The 19309-nt window shown below is 72.9% G+C and carries 14 protein-coding genes; 8 read left to right on the plus strand and 6 right to left on the minus strand.

The annotated features are described in order from the left end of the window. The first annotated feature begins 10 nt into the window (after window positions 1-10). Complete coding sequence (locus CRYAR_RS15160) at window positions 11-829, plus strand: Vgb family protein (RefSeq protein WP_035862642.1); 819 nt, start codon at window positions 11-13, stop codon at window positions 827-829. Window positions 830-867: 38 nt separating this feature from the next. Here the strand turns inward: CRYAR_RS15160 and CRYAR_RS15165 are convergent, their stop codons facing one another. Both CRYAR_RS15165 and CRYAR_RS15170 read right to left on the minus strand, forming a co-directional pair. Next, window positions 868-1470: a bifunctional DNA primase/polymerase gene (locus CRYAR_RS15165; RefSeq protein ID WP_035851477.1), complete on the minus strand. Its 603-nt coding sequence runs from the start codon at window positions 1468-1470 to the stop codon at window positions 868-870. Window positions 1471-1642: 172 nt separating this feature from the next. Beyond that, a complete protein-coding gene (locus CRYAR_RS15170; RefSeq protein WP_035851478.1) occupies window positions 1643-2260 on the minus strand; it encodes a class I SAM-dependent methyltransferase in 618 nt (205 codons plus the stop codon). A gap of 130 nt (window positions 2261-2390) precedes the next feature. Between CRYAR_RS15170 and CRYAR_RS15175 the strand changes: the two genes are divergently transcribed. After that, window positions 2391-3008, plus strand: a complete 618-nt coding sequence (locus tag CRYAR_RS15175; RefSeq protein WP_051570244.1) for a DedA family protein — start codon at window positions 2391-2393, stop codon at window positions 3006-3008. A gap of 89 nt (window positions 3009-3097) precedes the next feature. After that, window positions 3098-3814 carry a hypothetical protein gene (locus CRYAR_RS15180; RefSeq protein WP_211247454.1) on the plus strand — a complete coding sequence of 239 codons (717 nt, stop codon included), beginning with the start codon at window positions 3098-3100 and terminating at the stop codon, window positions 3812-3814. Here the strand turns inward: CRYAR_RS15180 and CRYAR_RS15185 are convergent. Then, on the minus strand, window positions 3792-4088 hold the full coding sequence (locus tag CRYAR_RS15185) for a DUF1905 domain-containing protein (RefSeq protein WP_035851479.1): 297 nt from the start codon (window positions 4086-4088) through the stop codon (window positions 3792-3794). The two genes, CRYAR_RS15180 and CRYAR_RS15185, sit on opposite strands and share 23 nt — an antisense overlap. Window positions 4089-4333: 245 nt before the next feature. Here CRYAR_RS15185 and CRYAR_RS15190 point away from each other — a divergent pair, with 245 nt between their 5' ends. Further along, window positions 4334-4501, plus strand: coding sequence for a hypothetical protein (locus CRYAR_RS15190; RefSeq protein ID WP_157017693.1), 168 nt, complete (start codon window positions 4334-4336; stop codon window positions 4499-4501). A gap of 93 nt (window positions 4502-4594) precedes the next feature. Beyond that, entirely contained in the window at window positions 4595-4924 is a 330-nt protein-coding gene (locus CRYAR_RS43065) for a Dabb family protein (RefSeq protein ID WP_051570246.1), read from the plus strand. 21 nt (window positions 4925-4945) lie between these two features. Here CRYAR_RS43065 and CRYAR_RS15200 read toward each other — a convergent pair whose 3' ends face one another. After that, entirely contained in the window at window positions 4946-5893 is a 948-nt protein-coding gene (locus tag CRYAR_RS15200) for a helix-turn-helix transcriptional regulator (protein ID WP_035851481.1), read from the minus strand. A gap of 64 nt (window positions 5894-5957) precedes the next feature. Between CRYAR_RS15200 and CRYAR_RS15205 the strand changes: the two genes are divergently transcribed. Beyond that, the gene (locus tag CRYAR_RS15205) at window positions 5958-6878 is read left to right on the plus strand and encodes an alpha/beta fold hydrolase (RefSeq protein ID WP_211247455.1); all 921 of its coding nucleotides are present in this window, start codon (window positions 5958-5960) and stop codon (window positions 6876-6878) included. Between the two features lie 88 nt (window positions 6879-6966). After that, on the plus strand, window positions 6967-7863 hold the full coding sequence (locus CRYAR_RS15210) for a bile acid:sodium symporter family protein (protein ID WP_051570247.1): 897 nt from the start codon (window positions 6967-6969) through the stop codon (window positions 7861-7863). Here the strand turns inward: CRYAR_RS15210 and CRYAR_RS15215 are convergent. Together CRYAR_RS15215 and CRYAR_RS15220 are read right to left on the minus strand one after the other, a co-directional pair. Further along, the gene (locus CRYAR_RS15215; protein ID WP_084700515.1) at window positions 7826-14764 is read right to left on the minus strand and encodes a type I polyketide synthase; all 6939 of its coding nucleotides are present in this window, start codon (window positions 14762-14764) and stop codon (window positions 7826-7828) included. The two genes, CRYAR_RS15210 and CRYAR_RS15215, sit on opposite strands and share 38 nt — an antisense overlap. Window positions 14765-14811: 47 nt before the next feature. Continuing rightward, a complete protein-coding gene (locus tag CRYAR_RS15220; RefSeq protein ID WP_051570248.1) occupies window positions 14812-16122 on the minus strand; it encodes a cytochrome P450 in 1311 nt (436 codons plus the stop codon). A 620-nt stretch (window positions 16123-16742) separates the two neighbouring features. Between CRYAR_RS15220 and valS the strand changes: the two genes are divergently transcribed. After that, window positions 16743-19223, plus strand: coding sequence for a valine--tRNA ligase (gene valS / locus CRYAR_RS15225; protein WP_035851486.1), 2481 nt, complete (start codon window positions 16743-16745; stop codon window positions 19221-19223). The last annotated feature ends 86 nt before the right edge of the window (window positions 19224-19309 follow it).

Raw genomic sequence — 19309 nt, forward strand, 5'->3', positions numbered from 1 at the left:
GGAGCCTGTGATGTCCGAAGTGGTGCTGACCGGTGCACCGTACGCGGTGACCGGCGACGCGGACGGCACCGTCTGGGCGACGGTCCTGAGCCCGCCCGGCCTCGCCAGGGTCCGGGACGGCGAGGTGTCGTACGAGACGCTGCCGGACCGCCCGATGCTGCTGACCCTCGCCCCCGACGGTGCGCTCTGGTACACCGCCGGCGACGCCCTGGGCCGGCGCGACGTGTCCGGCGAGCACACCGTGACCGCGCTGCCCGAAGGCTCGGCGCCGTACGGCATCGCCGCCGCGCCGGACGGCACGATCTGGTTCACCGCGCCCGGCCGCAACCAGCTCGGGCGGCTCGGCGACGAGCTGGTCCTCGTCGACCTCCCGGTCCCCGACGCCCGCGCGGCGATGCTCACCGTCGGGCCGGACGGCGCGGTGTGGGCCGCGCTCAACGGCGCGGGCGCGCTCGTCCGGGTGCACGACGGGTCCGTGGACGTCGTCGCGCTCCCGGACGGCTCCGCGCCGGTCGGCGTCGCCGCGGCCGCGGAAGGAGTGTGGTTCGCCGACATCGCCGGCGGTCGTGTCGGCCGGGTGGACCCGTCCGGCCGCCTGCACCACACCGGGTTCGACGCCACGAGCCGGCCGCACGCCGTCGCCGCGGACGGGGCCGGCGGGTGCTGGGTCACGCTCTGGGGGTCGGGCGAGCTGGCCCGGATCGCGGCCGACGGCACGGTGACGATCCGGGCACTGCCGGGGCACGAGCCCCACGGTCTATGGGTGTCACCCACCGCGGTGTGGGTGGCGATGGAGAGCGGAGCGCTGGTGGCGGTGCCTCGGTCGTAGGCCCGGGGCCGCGCGCGGCGCGGTGCGGCCCCGGATCGTCAGGCTGCGGCGCGGCCGGGATCCAGGACGGCGCGCAGCGCGGTGCGCACGGCGGTGGCCGGTGGGAGCCGCCACCCGATCGTCTCGGGGGCCCGCTCCCAGCGCAGCCTGCCCCCGCTGACGATCGACGGCGGCAACGTCACCCACCCGCCGTCGCCGTGCAGCGTGGCCCCACCCATCGCGGTGGCCAGCCACAACTCGTCGTCGACCGGGATCGGCGCGCTGAACAGCTGCCGTTCCCCGGTCGGCAACGCCAGCACGGGCGCCAATGGGCACCCGTCGTCGGCCAGCCGGGCCTCGATCGCGGCGACGAACCGCGCCGGCCCCTCCACCACGGTGGCCCCGGGTCCGCCGGTCGGCATGATCAGGTTGAACCCCCGGTCGTTCCACCACTGACCGACCTCGTCGGCCGCGATGGAGCGCAGCGGGACCCGCTGGCCGCACCGGCCGGGAACCCCGCGGTCCACCGGGTGCGGGCTGCCGTTGTCGCACCCCGGCCGCCCGCAGCGATAGGTGCAGGTCTGCGGCGACCAGTACGCCCCCGGCAGCACCGGCCACCCGGCGACGAGATACTCGTGCGCCGCCCGGGCGAGCGACGCCAAGGTCCGCCTCTGGTTCGCTCCTCGAGGCCGACGTTCACTCGGTACCCCGCTGGCGACGCCCACGATGCCTCCGCAACGCAACATTGAACAGTTGGTTGCCGGCCCAGCACCAATAGTGACAGCACTTCACGCTCGGGAGTGGTGATTCGCCCAGATCGGACCTTGCCGGGATTTACGCGGGCTTCCGGGCGGCGAAACGCTCGACGACGCCGGCCGCGAACCGCTCGTGCCGCTCGATCGGGAGGCCGAGCGCTTCGACGTGCCGGATCGGGCGCCGCCGCCAGTGTTCCCCGGCGCTGGGCACCGTGACGACTTCGAGCGTGCGCTGCAGGAGGCGGCCGAGCCACGGCCGGGCTTCGACGTGATCGGCGAGCAACAGCAGCCCACCCGGACGCAGCACGCGGACCATCTCGTCGACGGCTCGCCGCTCGTCGGGGATCGCGCAGAGCGAGAACGTGCAGACGACCGTGTCGAACTCGTCGTCGGCGAAGCGCAGTGCCTGGGCGTCGCCGATCGTGAGATCGATCCTCCGGCCGAGGCTCACCGCCCGCCGCCGGGCCTGTTCGAGCATCTGCGGGCTCCACTCGACGCCGGTCAGCCGGGCGCCGGTGGGGTAGTGCGGCAGGTTCAGGCCGGTGCCGATCGCGACTTCGAGCGTGGCGCCGGACGCCTGCGAGCAGATCCACGGCCGGGTGTCGGCGAAGAACCGCCGGTCCCAGAAGCCCATCTGCCGGTCGTAGGAGCCGGCCTGCTTGTCCCAGAACTGCCGCCAGCGTTCGTCACGGTTCACAGACGCACCCCCACGCCTCGGATCATCGCCTCTCTCGGGGTCGGACTCGGGGCGAACCCCAATTGTTCGTCGACTTGGCACCTGCAAATATTTGTTTGCAGGTTGTCGCGAACACGGGGAGTGCGGACGGATGCCGGAATACGTCGTCGATGTGGTCGGGTCGCCGTGGGTGTACGTGATCCTGGCGTCGGTGGTGCTCGCCGACGGGGTGTTCACCGCGCTGCCGTCGGACTCGCTGCTCATCTGTCTGAGCGCGCTGTCGGTCTCCGGCGAGCCGAGCCTGATCCTGCTGGCCGTCAGCGCCGCCGCCGGTGCGGTCGCCGGCGACTTCGTCGCCTACACGCTCGGTCGCCGCGCGGTCGGGCGCTTCGGCGTCCCGCGGCGGGGCGCGGCCGCGGTCGCGTTCGACGGCGCGCGGCGAGCGCTCGGCCGGCGCGGTGGCGTCGCCATCGTGGTGGGGCATTTCCTCCCCGGCGGACGCACGGCGACGACGCTGGCGGCCGGCTGGCTGGCGTTCCCGCGGCACCGGTTCGGCGCGGCCAGTGCGCTGGCCGGGACGCTGTGGGCGATCTACCTGTGCGGGCTCGGGCGCATCGGCGGCCTGGCGTTCGCGGACCGCCCGTTCCTCGGCGCGGTCCCGGGCATCGTCTTCGGTGTCCTGGTCACCGTGTTCCTCCAGGTGCGCGCCCGTCGCGCCGTGGTTCACGGTGTCGGTCCCGGCCCTTGTCGTCAGCCTGCCGACCGCTGACCGTCCGGCCTCGTACCGCTTCCACCGCGACGGCGCGGGATGGATCACCGTCTCTTGAGCGATCGCTCAAAAAGGCGCAGACTGAAGCCATGATGCGCACCGTGGACTGCCGGATCGACCAGCGCGTGCTGGTGAACGTCCGGGTCGACCCGGACGCGGCCGCGCGGCTACTGCCGGCGCCGTTCCGCCCGCGCCTGGTCGGCGGCGCCGCGGTCGCCGGCATCTGCCTGCTGTGGCTGGAGGCCGTGCGCCCGGCCGGCCTCCCGGCCCGGGCCGGCCTGCGCAGCGCGAACGCCGCCCACCGGATCGCCGTCGAGTGGGACGAGGGCCCCGAACCCGGTCACGGCGTTTTCATCCCGCGCTCCCGGCACACCGATTCGGCGGTCACCGCGCTGGCCGGCGGACGGCTGTTCCCCGGCGTCCACGAGCAGGCCCGGATCCGCCGTACGGCCGCACCCGACCGCGTCGACGTCCACCTGCCCGGCCCCATCGAGGTGACGCTCACCGGCCCGGTCGCCGACCGGCTGCCGCCGGGTTCGCTCTTCGCCGACGTCGACGCCGCGACCGCGTTCTTCGCCCGGGACTCGACCGGCTGGTCGGCCGGGCGCCACCCCGGCACGCTGGACGGCGTCGAGCTGCTCGCCGAGCGGTTCGAACTGGTGCCGCTGGACGTGACGTCGATGAGCTCGACGTTCTTCGCCGACCCCGAGCGCTTCCCGGTCGGCTCGGCGCACTTCGACAGCGCGCTGCTCATGCGCCCGACGCCCGCACGCTGGCGAGCGCTCACCCCCTGGCGCGCCCGATGACCAGATGGACGCGGACGACGTCGTCCGGAGCGATCTTCTCCTTCGCCCGGACGGAGTCACGCAGCGGGAGCACGTACCCGCCGTCCTTGGGGAACATCGACGTACGCCAGGTGGTGCGGCCCAACCGCACCCGCACGGGGATCATGCCCCAGCCGTAGGTGACGGCCGCGGCGACCTCGCGCACCGACTCCGCGTGCTCACCGGGCATCGAGACGAAGTGGTACGGCGCCGGCCCGCGCCACTCCCACACGGTCGCGTCGAACTCGAACTCCATCCCGCGACCCTAGGGGAGGGTCCTGGCGCCTGCGCCGGGTAAGAACTCGACTCCGTTGACCGTGAGGCGTAGCGTCGCCTGCGAACGCCGAGTTGACCCCCGGCGACGTCCTCGTAGCGCGCGATACCGGCCGACCGGCGCCGGTGAGCCCGAGGCCGGATCGACCCCGATCCCCACCGCACTCCGGCGGCTGCCCGTTGAGCGCCGTCGTTCCGTACCGCTGTGTGAAGCCCTGGGAGGCTCCGATGTCCTCGTCCACGCTCGTCTCGACGCCGCGCACCCTGCCGTCGTCGGGTTCCCGCCGGCCCGCCCGTCCGGTGGCGCGGCTCTCCACCCCGCCCGCCGATCGCGGCCGCACGGCCGCCGAGTGCCCGCCCGACTGCGACTACTGCTACGGCCCGGAGACCGACTGAGGCGCGGCGAACATGCGTGCGTGACGTAAGTCGAGCACGGAGTCACGCCGGTACTGATCGATCCGCGGGCGCCCGAAAGGGTCTACTGGGGTCATGACCGACCAGCGGATGACGTCGCCCGAGGAAATTGTTCACATCGTTCTCGTCGAGTGGCGAGCCGGTTCGATCGGCGTGTCCGAGGAGGCGAACCGCCTGGTCGATCGGCATCTCGGTCCGTTGCCGTTCGTGCTGGACGTCCGGAGCGGCGCCTCCGTGAGCACCGAGGGGCTCGAGAACGGCTTCGAGTGGGCGCTCGTGATCCGGTTCGCCGACCGGGCCGGGCTCGAGGCGTACCTGCCGCACCCGGAGCACCGCGTCGTCGCCGAGTTCCTGGGCGCGCGGGCCGGTCGGCTGGTCGTGTTCGACCTGCCGAACCGGGCCTGACCCCGGGCATGGCCCCGGGGTTCAGCCGTACCGCTCGACGAGCGCGGCGCCGATCGAGGCCAGCTGGTCACGCACGCCCGGCGGGCCGGTCACCTCGAGCCACTCGACCAGCCCGGCGAGCTCGCCGGCGAGTGCGTACGCGTTGTAGCCCCGGATCACGACCTCGATCCGCTCGTCGGCGGTGGCCCCGCCGACCTCGAGCCGGTCGCCGAGGATCATCCGGAGGCGGGCCACCCCGTCGGGTGCGCAGGTCGCCAGGGCCTCGAGGGGCGTCCGCCGCCGATCCACCTCGTCGGCGATCTCGCGCCAGCTCTCGGCCAGGTCGAAGTCGTCCGGCCGGTGCACCGGTTCGCCGGTCGGGTCGGCGGACGACACCCGGTCGATCCGGAAGGTCCGCCGCCCGGCGTCGGTGGTGCCGACGAGATACCAGGACGGGCCTTTGGCGACGATGCCCAGCGGGTGGACGATCCGCTCGGTCACGGCCCCGACGCTGTCGACGTAACCGAGCCGCACCTGGACGCCGCGGATCACCGCGTCCTGGAGCGCGTCGAGCCAGCGCGGCGACCGACGCTCCACCGGGCTCGACCCCCACCGCTGCGGGTCCGTGATCACCGAGGACGCCGCGGCCTCGGCCTGCACCCGGAACGGCTCCGGCAGCGCGCGGACGAGCTTGCGCAGCGCCGCTTTCAGGGCCGGCGTCGCCGCCGAGGCCGGGCCGGCGACCAGGAACAGGGCCCTGGCCTCACCCGCGGTCAGCCCCGACAGGTCGGTGCGGGCGCCGCCCACCAGGCGCCAGCCGCCGCCCCGGCCCCGGATCGAGTAGACCGGTACGCCGGCCATGGCCAGGGCGTCGAAGTCGCGGCGGGCGGTGCGTTCGGACACCTCCAGCTCCCGGGCGACGTCCGCCGCGGTCAGCTGCTCGCGCTGTTGCAGCAGCAGCAGGATGGCCATCAGCCGGTCAGCTCGCACACCGGCAACATTCGCACGGAAAACCGGTCACGGGATGACCGGTTCAGGTGGCCACGATGACGCCATGAACACTTTCCCCGAACCCCGCTTCGTCTCCGTCAACGGTGTGGAACTCGAGGTCTTCGAAGCGGGCCGCGAGAACGCCGGAAAGCCGATCGTGCTCTGCCACGGCTGGCCGGAGCACGCCTACTCCTGGCGCCACCAGATGCCGGCCCTGGCCGCGGCGGGCTATCACGTCATCGTCCCGAACCAGCGCGGGTACGGGAATTCCTCCCGCCCGGCCGAGGTGACCGACTACGACCTCGCGCACCTGGCGGGTGACCTGGTCGCGCTCCTCGATCACTACGGTTACGACGACGCCACGTTCGTCGGCCACGACTGGGGCGCGTTCGTCGTCTGGGGCCTGGCCCTGCTGCACCCGGACCGGGTGAACGGCGTCGTCGCGCTCAGCCTGCCGTACCAGGAGCGTGGCGAGATGCCCTGGGTCGACGTCCTGGAGGCCGTGCTCGGCCCCGACTTCTACTTCGTCCACTTCAACCGGCAGCCGGGCGTCGCGGACGCCGTGCTCGACGAGCACCCGGCCCGGTTCCTGGGCAACCTGTTCCGGACCCCGCCGCGAGCGGGGGCGACGATGATCGACCTCGCCCGGGACGAGACACCGACCGGCGAGCCCGTCCTGAGCGACCGCGAGCTGGCCGTCTTCGTCTCCGCCTTCGAGTCGACGGGGTTCACGAGCAGCATCAACTGGTACCGCAACCTCGACCGCAACTGGCACCTGCTGGCCGACGTGGACCCGGTCGTCCGGCACCCCGCCCTCATGGTCTACGGCGACCGGGACACGATCGTGCGGGCGCAGCGGCTCACCGACTTCGTGCCCGAGGTGGAGGTGGTCAGCCTGGACTGCGGGCACTGGATCCAGCAGGAGAAGCCGGACGAAACCAACCAGGCGATTCTGAAGTGGCTGGACCAGCGGGCGGCTGGCTGAGGCACGGGGTGGCGAAAGGGCTGTGGACGGGCGTGCGCGGATGTTTCACTGTGACGCCCGTCTCTTCGCCGCCCCCACAGGAGAGCCGATGAACGATGCCGCGCTGATCACCGTCGGCCTTCCGATCGCCCTCGCCGTCATCATGTTCGGGCTGGGGCTCTCGCTCACGCCCGGCGACTTCCGCCGGGTCGCGGCGGCGCCGAAGGCGGTCGCCGTCGCGCTCGTCCTGCAGGTCCTGGTGCTGCCCCTGGTCGCGTTCGGGCTGGTGATCCTGTTCGACCTCGAGCCGCTGCTCGCGGTCGGCGTGATGCTGCTGGCCGCGTCGCCCGGGGGCACCACGGCCAACCTGTTCAGCCACCTGTTCCGCGGCGACGTGGCGCTCAACGTCTCGCTCACCGCGATCAACTCCGTCCTCGCCGCGGTGACGCTGCCGCTGATCACCAACCTGGCCATCGACTACTTCGAGGCCGACGGCAGCCTCGGGCTCCAGTGGGCCAAGGTCCTGCAGGTCATCGCGATCGTGCTGGTGCCGGTGGCGATCGGGATGGCCGTCCGCCACCGGTCCGGGGCCTTCGCCGCACGGGCCGACAAGCCGGTCCGCGTCTTCTCCATCGTGGTCCTCGTGCTGGTGGCCGCCGGCGCGCTGTTCGGGGAGCGGGAGAACCTCGTCGGTTACGCCCGCGACGTCGGGCTGGTCACCGGCTTGTTCTGCGCCGCGAGCCTGACCCTCGGCCACGCCGGCGCCCGCCTGCTCCGGCTCTCCGAACCGCAGGCGATCGCCTGCGCGATGGAGGTCGGCATCCACAACACGACGATCGCCCTGACGATCGCGCTCAGTGTTCTGGACAACACCGAGGTCGCGATCCCGGCGGCGGTCTACTCGGTGACGATGTACGTGCTGGCGCCGGCCTTCGGGTTCGCGATCACGCGCCGGCGCCGCACCGGCGTCACCGCTGGTGATACGGCCCCGGGCGGCCGGTCGTGACCCCGTCGTCCAGGAAAGTCACCAGGTCCGGCCACAGCCGCGACCAGGCGTCGTGCTGGTGATCGATGTCGTGGCCCAGGCCGGGAACGACCACCAGGCGTACCGGCCCACCGGCCGCCTCGGCGCGTTCGGCCAGGTCGTACGCGTGCTCGACCGGTGTCACCTCGTCCGCCGCGCCGTGCAGGACGTACAGCGGGGCGGTCACCCGGTCGAGGACGCGTAACGGCAGGCGGTCCGCGGACGCCGCCAGGACGTCGAGTGCGTCCCAGGTGGCGTCGGCGATCAGCCGCGACGTCGTCGGGCGGGCGGCGCGCTCGGCGGCCACGTACCGGCCCGGATCGTAGAAACCCATCGCCAGCACACCGCGGTGCCACAGGCCGGGCGCCCTGGTCAGGGCCAGCAGCGCGGCGTACGCGCCCCGGCTGACGCCGTAGATGCTCAACCGGTCCGGATCGATGTCGTCCCGCCGGATCAGGAACTGCGCCGCGGCGATGACGTCGTCCACCTCAAGGCCGCCCACGTCGGTCCGCGCAGCGTACTCGTCGCCGTGCCCGAGCGCTCCCCGCCGGTCCACGGAGAACACCGCGAAGCCGGCCCCGACCAGCGTGGCGTGCTCGGGGATGCGCCGGTAGCGGCCCTCGGCGTCGAGCACACCGCCGGGATCGGGTGGGCACACCAGCACGGCCGGGTGCGGCCCGGGGCCGGGTGGCAGGCTCAGGTGGCCGTACACGGTCAGGCCGTCCGAGGACGTCAGCTCGTGGACCACCGGCAGCGCCGTCTCCGGCGCCGCGCCCTCGAGGACGTCGGCGACGACCTCCACCAGCCGGCCGGCCGTCAGGTTCTGGAGCAGCTCCACGATCGGGACCGACACGCCCAGCCGGTCGCGCAGCAGCACCCGCAGCTCGACGCTCATCATCGAGTCGAGCGAGACCACGCCCTGCTCGGCCACCTGTTCCTTCGGCAGGCCGGTGAGCAGGCCGAGCAGGTCCTCGACGAGGTCGGGCAGCAGCGCCAGGCGTTGCTCGCGGGTGCCCGCACGCAACCGGTCGGGCAGGGCCGCGTCGCTGTGCTCGGACGCGTCCGCCGGGGCCACGTCGGCGTACCGGGGCAGCGTGGCCAGGTGGGCGTTGGCCCGCACCCACCGGTCCCACCGGATCGCGCCGATCGACGCGCGGGCCGGATCGGTGCGCAGCAGCGTGGTGAGTTCGGCCAGCAGGCGGTCGGCCGTCGAGCCGACGAAACCGCGCCGGGCCAGCGAGTCGCCGATCTGGTCGAAGCGAGCGGCCACCCCGACGTCGGCGACGGCGCCCCAGCCGACCGCGACCGCGGGCCGGCCGAGCGCGCGGCGGTGGTCGGCGAGGGTGTTGAGGAACTCGTTGGCCGCGGCGTACGGGCCGACCTTGGACCCTCCGAACTGCGCCGCGGTGGAGGAGAACAGGATGAACAGGTCGAGCTGGTCCGGTGCGGTCTCCACGTGCAGGTTCCAGGCGCCGTCCGCCTTGGCCGCGGTCGCGTCGAGGAAGTGCTCGGCGGACATGTCCGCCAGCAGGTCGTTGTCGTAGACCACCGCCGCGTGGACGACACCCCGCAGCGGCGGCAGGGTGCGACGAGCCTCCTCCAGCGTCCGGTGGAGCTGGGCGCGGTCGGTCACGTCGGCCGGGGCGATTCGGACCGTGACCCCTCGCTCGCGGAGCTCGGCGACCGTCCGTTCGGCCTCCGCCGACGCGAGGCCACGCCGGCTGAGCAGGAGCAGGTGCCGGGCGCCGCGGTCGGCCAGCCAGCGGGCGGTCGCGAGCCCGAAACCGCTGGAACCGCCGGTGACGACGTAGGTGCCGGGCGCCAGCGTCACCGCGGGCAGCGAACTGGCCGGCACCCGGACCTGCTGGTCGCCGATCCGCACGACGAGCTTCCCCACGTGCTCCCGGCGCGCCATCGCCCGGAACGCGGTGGCCGCGGCCTCGAGCGGCACCTCGGTCATCGGCAACGCGGCGATCGCGCCGTCGTCGAACAGCCGCACCACGTCACGCATGTAGCGCCGGCCGATCTCGGGCCGCTCGAGCAGCAGACGGTCGTAGTCGAAGGCGTGGAAGGAGATCGACCGGTTGAACGGGCGCAGCCGCAGGGCGCGATCCGCGGCGAAGTCGGCCTTGCCCAGTTCCACGAACCGGCCCAGCGGGCGGAGCAGCTCGAGGCTGCGCTCCAGGATCTCACCGGGAATCGAGTTGACGACGACGTCGACGCCCTCGCCGCCGGTCCACGCCCGGATCTCGTCGGCGAACGCCGTCGTCCGCGAGGTGGCGACCCCGGCCACCCCTTCTGCCCGCAGCAGGTCCCGCCGTTCGGGCGTGCCCGCGGTGGCGAAGACCTCGGCGCCCAGCCACTTCGCGATCCGGATGGCGGCCAGCCCGACGCCGCCGGCCCCGGAGTGGATCAGCACCCGTTCGCCGGGCCGCACGTTCGCCAGGTGCACGAGCGCGACGTAGGCGGTGACGACGGGGAACAGCGTCGCGGACTCGGCGAGGGAGAGCGACGCCGGCCGGCGGACGACGTGCACCTGGTCGAGGGTGACGTAGGACGAGAACAGGCCCTTGCTGACCGCGAACACCTCGTCGCCCGGGCGCAGATCGGTGACCTGGGCACCGACCCGGACGACGGTTCCCGAGCACTCGATGCCGACCGCCGGTCCGCTGTGGGTGTTCTCCATCGCCTCCCGGGCCAGCAGTCCGGTCGCCTTCAGGACGTCCTTGAAGTTGAGCCCGGTGTACGCGACGGCCAGTTCGACCTCGGTCGGCGCCGGCTCCCGCCGCGAGCAGGCTTCGATCCGGATGTCCTCGATGCTGCCGCCGGTACGCAGGCGCACCGGGGTGTCCGCCGTGCCGACGGTGACGTGGTGGAGCGGCGACCGGGCTTCGGCCCGCTGGAACCGCAGCACGGAGCGGTGCCCGGACCGCAGCAGGACGTCGTCGGCCCCGGAGTGGATCAGCTCGTCGATGAGCGCGTCGTCCGGTGCGTCGGCGTCGATCTGCCGGCAGCGCAGCTCCGGGTGCTCGGCGTTGACGGCGCGACCGAAGCCCCACACCGACGCGCTGAACGGGTCCGGCGGACCGTCCCCGGCCCGGCCTTGCGCGCCGCTGGTGACCAGGAACAGCGACGTCGGCTCGTGGAGGGCCCGGATCAACTCCAGCGGCCGCGTGCACGCTCCGCAGGCCCGGTCGTCGGCGCGGTCGGGGTCGACGACGAGGATCACGCCGCGTGTCCCGGCGGACAGGCCGGTCGACCAGTCGCCCTCCGGAACCACCCGCCGGACCACGCCCCCGCGTGCCGCCAGTCCGTCGGCGATGCCGACCGCCAGCGGTGACGCGCCGACGACCGTCCAGCTGCCCTCGGCGGTGCCGTCGTCCGGCGCCGGTTCCGGGCGCCACACCTGCTCGTAGTACAGCTCCTCGGTCGTCTGGCCGGGTGTCGCGGCCGAGTCGGACAGGGCCTGGGCCCGCATGCCGATCAGCTCGGCGACCACCGCCCCGTCGTCGGTGATCAGGGTCAGGTCGCCCACCACGCTGTCCGGCCCCGTCCGCCCCCGGCCGTGCACCCACAGCGACCGGCCGGGCGAACGGTGGAAGCGGACCTCGTCGATGCGGACCGGCACGAACGTCCTCGACGTGCCGTCCGGCCGGGCGCCGACGAGCATGGCGTGCAGGGCGGCGTCGAGCAGCGCCGGGTGCAGGCGATGCCCGGAGTGGTCGACACGGCCGACGTCGATGCGGGCGACGACCTCGCCGGACCGCCACCAGAGCCGTTCGATGCCGCGGAACGCCGGCCCGTACGGCAACCCCGCGCCGGCCAGGTGCGCGTAGACCGCCTCGTGCGCCATCTCCGTCCAGCCGACCGGCGGATCGGTGGCGACGGCGGGCGGCGGGGCGGGGTCGGCGAGCGTCGCCAGGCGCAGGCCGGCGTGCCGGGACCAGCCCGAGTCGTCGCCGCTGCGCCGGGCGTGCATCGTGACCTCCCGGGTCAGCGGGTCGTGGGTGACGCGCAGGGTGGTGACGCACTTCGGCGGCAGCGCCAGGGTGCGGTCCAGCACGATGTCCGCCAGGACGCACGGCGTCCGGTCGCCGAACGCGGCCAGCGCCGCCTCGATGTAGCCCGCACCGGGGAACACGACCGTGTCGGCGATCCGGTGGTCGGCGAGGTAGGGGAACTCGGCGGCCGACAGTTCGGTGTCCCAGGACGGCAGCGGCGTAGGGAGCTTGCGGCCGGCCATCAGCCAGCCCTCGTCGCCGAGCCGGGCCGACCGCGCGTAGGGCGACTCCAGCCAGTGCCGCTCGCGCTGCCAGGGGTAGGTCGGCAGGTCGACGGGCCGGCGCTCGCCGGGGTGGATCCGCGCCCAGTCCGGCTCGCCCCCGGCGACGTAGAGGCCCCCGAGCGCCTCGCGCAGCGTGCGCGCCCCGGGCCGGTCCCGGTGTTGCGAGGCGAGCACCGGGACGTCGGCTCCGGCGTCGATCACCACCTCGCGGATCGCCGGGGCCAGCACCGGGTGCGGCCCGACCTCGAGGAAGGCGGCCGGCCCGGTGGCCGCCGCCCGCGCGATCGCCTCGGCGAAGCGAACCGGCTCACGCACGTTGCGCCACCAGTAGCCGGCGTCCATCGTGGTCCCGTCCAGCCAGTCGCCGGTGACCGTCGAGAGCAACGGCAGCGTGGCCGCGCGCGGCCGCAGGCCGTCCAGCGACGCCAGCAACGGCACGCGGATCCCGTCCATGACGTCGCTGTGGTACGCGATGTCGACGCGCAGTTCGCGGACGAAGACGCCGGCGTCACGCAGCCGTTCGGCGACCAGGGCGACCGGCGCGCGCTGACCGGACAGGGTGCTGGTGCCGGGGCTGTTGCGGGCGGCCACCGAGACCCCGTCGACGAGGTACGGCGCGAGGTCGTCGGCACCGAGCCCGACCGCCAGCATCGCACCCGGTCCGGCCGCGCTGGTCCGCCGGGCCCGCTGGACGCCGATCGTCAACGCGTCCTCGAGCGAGTACACCCCGGCCGCGTACGAGGCCGACACCTCGCCGACGCTGTGCCCCACGACGGCCGACGGCTCGACACCCCAGGATCGCCACACCGCGGTGAGCCCCGCCTGCACCACGAAGTTGCCCACCTGGGCGTACAACGGCTCGGTCAGCCGGGACGTCTCCTGGTCGCGGCGGAGCTCGTCGTCCATCGAGATCCCGAACCGGGCGAGCACCCGGTCGCACTCGCGCACGGTCGCCGCGAACACGGGTTCCTCCTGCAGGAGGGCCCGGCCCATGCCCCACCACTGCGGACCCATCCCGGTGTAGACGAACACCGCGCCGGAGCCGGCGGCCCGGCGGGGCTTGTCGGGGATCTCCAGCGCACGCAGCGCGACCGCCGCCGAGGCGGAGTCCGCGGCCACCACGGACGTCCGGAGCGGGTGGTGCGACCGGCCCCGGCTCGCCCCCCGGCACACCTGGTGCAGCGCCGGAGCGTCGTCGGCGGCGAGCAGCTCGGCGTAGCCGTCGACGAGCGCGCGGAGCGCACCGGCGCTGCGCGCGGAGACTGGCAGGACGAACGGACCGGTGGCCGGATCGGGTTCCGGCGAGGGTCCCGGTGGGGGCTGCTCCACGAGCGCGTGCGCGTTGGTGCCACCGAACCCGAAGGAGTTCACCCCGGCCCGCCGCGGGCCGATCGCCGGGTCGAACTCCACCGGCTTCGTCGGTACCCGCAACGGCAGCGTGTCGAAGGGGATGGCCGGGTTGGGCCGTTCGAAGTGCAGGTTCGGCGGAATGAGGCCGCGCTCCACGCACAGCGCCGCCTTGATCAGGCCCGCGACCCCGGACGCGCCCTCCAGATGGCCGATGTTCGTCTTGACCGAGCCGATCCAGTGCCGGGCCGTCGACCCCGCGAGCGCGTCGCCGATCGCGGCGACCTCGATCGGGTCGCCGACCGGCGTCCCGGTGCCGTGGGCCTCGAAGTAGCCGATGGAGCCGGCCTCGATGCCCGCCGTGTCGCACGCGGCGGCCACCGCCGCGCGCTGGGCCGCCCGGCTCGGCACGGTGATGCCCGGGGTGCGTCCGTCCTGGTTGACCGCGGTGCCGAGGACCGCGGCGTAGACGCGGTCGCCGTCCCGCCGTGCGTCGGCCATCCGCTTGACGACGACGACGGCCGCGCCCTCGCCGCGTGCGTAGCCGTTGGCCCGGTGGTCGAACGCCTTGCACCGCCCGTCGGGGGAGAGGAACTGGCCCTTGGCCAGCACGATGCTCGACGCCGGGTCGAGCATGACGTTCACGCCGCCGGCGATCGCGACCTCGCACTCGCCGCTGGCCACCACGCCGCACGCGTAGTGGAACGCCACGAGCGACGAGGAGCACGCGGTGTCGATGGAGAGGCAGGGCCCGCGCCAGTCGAACGCGTGCGCGAGCCGCGCGGAGAGCAGGGTGAGGCTGGCCCCGGTCGCGGTGTGGGCGCCGATCATCTCCAGGTTGGGTTCGGAGACCTGGAGGTGGGTGGCGTCGACCATGGCGTTGCCGATGTAGGTGCCGACGGCCCGGCCGGCCAGCGCGCTCGGGGGGATGCCGGCGTCCTCCAGCGCCTCCCACGTCACCTCGAGAAGCAGCCGCTGCTGCGGATCGACGATCGCCGCCTCGCGGGGAGTCAGGTCGAAGAACCCGGCGTCGAGCCGGTCGACCGGCTCGGTGAGGAACGCCGCCCGGCGGACGGACATCCGGCCCGGGGTCTCCGGATCCGGGTCGTAGAACCGTTCGGTGCGCCACCGGTCGGCGGGCACCTCGCCGACCGTGTCCACGCCGGACATCAGCAGCTCCCAGAACTCGTCGGGGCCGTGCACTCCGCCCGGCAGCCGGCATCCGATGCCGACGATCGCCAGAGGCTCCATGGTGATGACTCCTGTCGTCGAGGTGGCCGGTGGTGGGTGTCGCGGCCCTAGGCCCGGGGAACAGCCGAGATGCGTGCGCCCCGGGCCGGGACGAGCATCAGGTTGCGCACGCGGGCCGGCTCGGTGCGGTCGCCCGCCGGCCTCAGCTGCCACCGGACGAGTGCTTCGCGCAGCACGATCACGCCTTCGACCAGGGAGAACGCCGCGCCGATACAGCGCCGGAGCCCACCGCCGAACGGAAGCCAGATGGTGGCGGGCGGGTTGCCGTCGAGGAACCGGGCCGGCCGGAAGGCCGCCGGCTGCTCGAACAGCGTCGGGTCGGCGTGCACCAGCCCGATCGAGCCCATCACCAGGGTGCCGGCGGGCAGACGGTACCCACCGAGGTCGACGGGTTCGGTGAGCGTGCGGCCGACCTCGTGGATCACCGGATGCAACCGGAGCGACTCCTTGACGACGGCCTCGAGGTACTTCTGGTCGTTCTCGTCGGCCGCCCGCTGCGCCGCCGCGAGCTGGTCGGGGTCGTGCGAGAGCTCGTACAGCGCCCAGGCCAGGGCGGTCGCGGTGGTCTCGTGCCCGCCGACGAGCATCGTGATCAGGTTGTCGTGCAGCTCGGCGTCGGACAGCCCGTCCGCGCCGCTCCCGGCGGAGAACCGCAGCAGCTGCGAGAGGACGTCGGTGCGCTCGGCGAGGTCGGGAGCCTTGCGCCGCTCAGCGGTCTCGGCCCGGATCAGCGCGTCGACCCGCCGCTGGAGCTCGGCCTTGCGCCGCCACACCCAGAACCGTTGGAGCTCGGGTTTCTGCAGCCCTGGGAGGTCGAGCGGACCGATGTCGAGCAGCTCGGGGAACCGGACGCGCAGTTCGTCGAGGCGTGGCCCGTCGGCGATGCCGTAGACGACACGCAGCATGACCTCCAAGGTCAGCGTCTGCATCCGGGCGTGGGCCGAGAACGGCACTCCGGACGGCCACCGCTCGGCGTCCTCGGCGGCGAGGCCGGTGATCAGTTCGCCGTAGCCGCGCAGCGCCGCCCCGTTGAAGGCCGGCCACAGCAGCCGACGAAGACGCGTGTGCTCGTCCTCGTCGGCGAGGAACAGGGAGTGCTCGCCCAGCAGCGACCGGAGGACGGCGTTGCCGCGGTTGGCGTGGAACGTCGTCGGCGACCCGGCCAGCAGCTGCCTGATGTGCTCGGGGTTGGACAGTTGGACCGCGGTCCGGCCGCCCACCAGGCGCAGCCGCACGGTTTCGCCGTACCGGCGTCGCAGGAACGGCACGATCCGGTGCCGCAGGCTGAGGAAGGCGGCGCTCTGGACCCACTCCGGCAGGCGTGGCCCCGGGGGCAGGTCGGCGGTTCGGGTGTTCATGGCGCCGCGGATCCTTTCTGGCTGAAAAACGGAAACAGTTCGCGCCGAATTCGGCGGCGTCAGGACAAGGGGAATGCCAAGCCCTGGAATTCCGGGAAAAGAACCGGAGAGTCGCTGTCCGAGTGCCTCGAAAGGCGGCGCGCCGTCGCTGATTCCGCGCCCGGACAGGTTCATTCACCCGGCACGAGAAGGGCCTCGATGCCGGTGACAGGTAGGGGTCGAGATGATTTGTTGTCCGGCCATACTAAATCCCACCAGCAGCCACGAGTCAACGCTCGACCTGTGCATACTTTCGTGCACAGGTCATGGTTGCCCGATTCGTCGGAGGTGGGAACGGTGGGGGAGAAGTGTCGAGTGCGGTGGGTGGGATCCTCGTATTAGGGAATGCGAATCGCAGTTTCGACTGCGTGTTCGGAAATTTCGAATCGCCCTGGCAAAAGAATGCAATCTAGGGTTCACTGTCCTGATTGGAGTACCTCGCGAAGCGGTACGCGAATGCGGCGGGTGGCCCCGCGCGCCGGCGTGCGCGGGCGACGTCACCCGACCCCGGGGGAGGAATTGATTCGCCCGGGCGGGCACGATGGTCGTCAGGACGTCCGGACGACGCGAAAGGTGAAGCGGTGACCGATACGGCAGCCCCTCCGGAGAGGCCCTCGCTCGAGGGTCTGGAGGAGAAGTGGTCCGATGCCTGGGAGGCATCCGGTCTCTATCGCTTCGAGCGGGCGGTATCGCGGTCGGACGTATTCTCGATCGACACGCCGCCGCCGACCGTCAGCGGGTCACTGCACGTCGGCCACGTGTTCAGCTACACCCACACCGACATCGTCGCCCGCTACCAGCGCATGCGCGGCAAGTCGGTGTTCTACCCGATGGGCTGGGACGACAACGGCCTGCCCACCGAGCGCCGGGTGCAGAACCACTACGGCGTCCGCTGCGACCCGTCGCTGCCGTACGACCCGGACTTCGAGCCGCCGGCGAAAGCCCCGAAGCGCCAGCTGAGCATCTCCCGGCGCAACTTCATCGAGCTCTGCGAACGGCTCACCGGCGACGACGAGAAGCAGTTCGAGCACATGTGGCGCCGGCTCGGGCTGTCGGTGGACTGGTCGATGACCTACACGACGATCGGCGCCCGCGCTCAGAAGGCGTCCCAGACCGCGTTCCTGCGGCTGGTGCGGCGGGGCGAGGCGTACCAGTCCGAGGCGCCGACGATGTGGGACGTCACGTTCGGCACCGCGGTGGCGAACGCGGAGGTGGTGGACAAGGAGGTCAGCGGTAACTACTACACGCTGGCCTTCGGCGACGTGCTGATCGAGACCACCCGCCCGGAGCTGCTCCCGGCGTGCGTGGCCCTGGTCGCCCATCCCGACGACGAGCGCTACCGGCATCTGATCGGCACCGAGGTCGAGACCCCGCTGTTCGCGGTCAGGGTCCCGGTCATCGCCCACCCGGCCGCCGCCCCCGACAAGGGCACCGGCATCGCGATGGTCTGCACGTTCGGTGACAGCACCGACGTGCAGTGGTGGCGCGACGCGTCGCTGCCGACCCGCACGATCGTCGGCCGCGACGGGCGCGTGCTGCCGCTGGACTTCGGCGCACTGCCCACGTCGGACGCCGCGGCGGCGCAGAAGCTGATGGACGAGCTCGCCGGCAAGACGATGTTCTCGGCGCGCGAGCTGCTCCTCGAACGCCTCCGCGACGCCGGGGCGCTGCGCGACGATCCGCGCCCCACCACCCGCCCGGTCAAGTTCTACGAGAAGGGCGACCGTCCGCTCGAGATCGTCTCGAGCCGCCAGTGGTTCATCCGCACGCTCGGCCACCGCGCCGAGCTGCTCGCCCGCGGCGAGGAACTGCGCTGGACACCGCCGTACATGAAGGCCCGCTACGACGACTGGGTGCGCGGCCTCAACGCCGACTGGCTGATCAGCCGCCAGCGGTTCTTCGGCGTGCCGTTCCCGGTCTGGTACCCGGTCTCGGCCGACGGCGAGCCCGACTACGGGCACCCGATCTTCGCCGCCGAGCAGATGCTGCCGGTCGACCCGTCGGACGCCTGCCCGCCCGGCTACACCGCGGAGCAGCGCGGGAAGCCCGGCGGTTTCGTCGGCGACCAGGACGTGATGGACACCTGGGCCACCTCGTCGCTGACGCCGCAGCTGGTCACCGGCTGGCTCACCGACCCGGAGCTGTCCGCGCTGACGTTCCCGATGGACCTGCGCCCGCAGGCGCACGACATCATCCGCACGTGGCTGTTCGCGACCGTGGTGCGCTCGCACCTCGAGCACGGCGTGCTGCCGTGGAGGAACACCGCGCTCTCGGGCTGGATCCTCGACCCCGACCGCAAGAAGATGTCGAAGTCCGTGGGCAACGTCGTGACGCCGACGCACCTGCTCGACGACTTCGGCGCCGACGCGGTGCGCTACTGGGCCGCCAACGGCCGGCCGGGAACCGACACCGCGTTCGACACCAAGCAGATGAAGATCGGCCGCCGGCTGGCGACCAAGCTGCTGAACGCGACCCGCTTCGTGCTGGCCGTCGGCGACGCCGGCGGAGAGGTCACCGAGCCGCTCGATCGTGCGCTGCTGGCGTCGCTCGACGTGGTGGTGGCCGAGTGCACGGCGGCACTCGACGCGTTCGACTACACGACCGCGCTGGTCAAGGCCGAGCGGTTCTTCTGGCTCTTCTGCGACGACTACCTGGAGCTGGTGAAGGCCCGCGCCTACGAGGGCGGAGCGTCGGCCGCGGCGACGCTGCGGCAGGCGCTCGACGTCCTCGTCCGGCTGCTCGCGCCGTTCCTCCCGTTCGTCACCGAGGAGGTCTGGTCGTGGGCCCACGAGGGGTCGGTGCACCGCGCCCCGTGGCCCTCGGCGTCGGGCACCGACGGCGACCCCGTGCTGCTGGCCACCGCGTCCGCGACGATCGCCGCCGTCCGGAAGGCCAAGTCCGCGGCGCGGCTGTCGCCCCGCGCGGAGGTCGCGCGGATCACGGTGACCGGTCCGTCCGAGGCCGCGTTCCGGGCCGTGGCCGACGACGTGCGCGCCGCCGCTCACGCCGCCGAGTTGAGCTTCACCGGGTCCGACGAGATCGTGGCCACCGTCGAGGCCTGAGGACGCCGGTACCCCGTCCGCCGGAACGCGACGGACGGGGTGCCGCACGAAGTTCCCGGACGCGGTGTAATCTGAGGCTGTCGCCA

The sequence above is a fragment of the Cryptosporangium arvum DSM 44712 genome, assembly GCF_000585375.1.
GTDB lineage: Bacteria > Actinomycetota > Actinomycetes > Mycobacteriales > Cryptosporangiaceae > Cryptosporangium > Cryptosporangium arvum.

Excerpts from the sequence above, each read along its gene's own strand:
- CRYAR_RS15160 (WP_035862642.1), top strand. The coding sequence starts at position 11 with ATGTCCGAAGTGGTGCTGACCGGTGCACCGTACGCGGTGACCGGCGAC.
- CRYAR_RS15175 (WP_051570244.1), top strand. The coding sequence starts at position 2,391 with ATGCCGGAATACGTCGTCGATGTGGTCGGGTCGCCGTGGGTGTACGTG.
- CRYAR_RS15180 (WP_211247454.1), top strand. The coding sequence starts at position 3,098 with ATGATGCGCACCGTGGACTGCCGGATCGACCAGCGCGTGCTGGTGAAC.
- CRYAR_RS15185 (WP_035851479.1), bottom strand. The coding sequence starts at position 4,088 with ATGGAGTTCGAGTTCGACGCGACCGTGTGGGAGTGGCGCGGGCCGGCG.
- CRYAR_RS15190 (WP_157017693.1), top strand. The coding sequence starts at position 4,334 with ATGTCCTCGTCCACGCTCGTCTCGACGCCGCGCACCCTGCCGTCGTCG.
- CRYAR_RS43065 (WP_051570246.1), top strand. The coding sequence starts at position 4,595 with ATGACCGACCAGCGGATGACGTCGCCCGAGGAAATTGTTCACATCGTT.
- CRYAR_RS15205 (WP_211247455.1), top strand. The coding sequence starts at position 5,958 with ATGAACACTTTCCCCGAACCCCGCTTCGTCTCCGTCAACGGTGTGGAA.
- CRYAR_RS15210 (WP_051570247.1), top strand. The coding sequence starts at position 6,967 with ATGAACGATGCCGCGCTGATCACCGTCGGCCTTCCGATCGCCCTCGCC.
- CRYAR_RS15215 (WP_084700515.1), bottom strand. The coding sequence starts at position 14,764 with ATGGAGCCTCTGGCGATCGTCGGCATCGGATGCCGGCTGCCGGGCGGA.
- CRYAR_RS15220 (WP_051570248.1), bottom strand. The coding sequence starts at position 16,122 with ATGAACACCCGAACCGCCGACCTGCCCCCGGGGCCACGCCTGCCGGAG.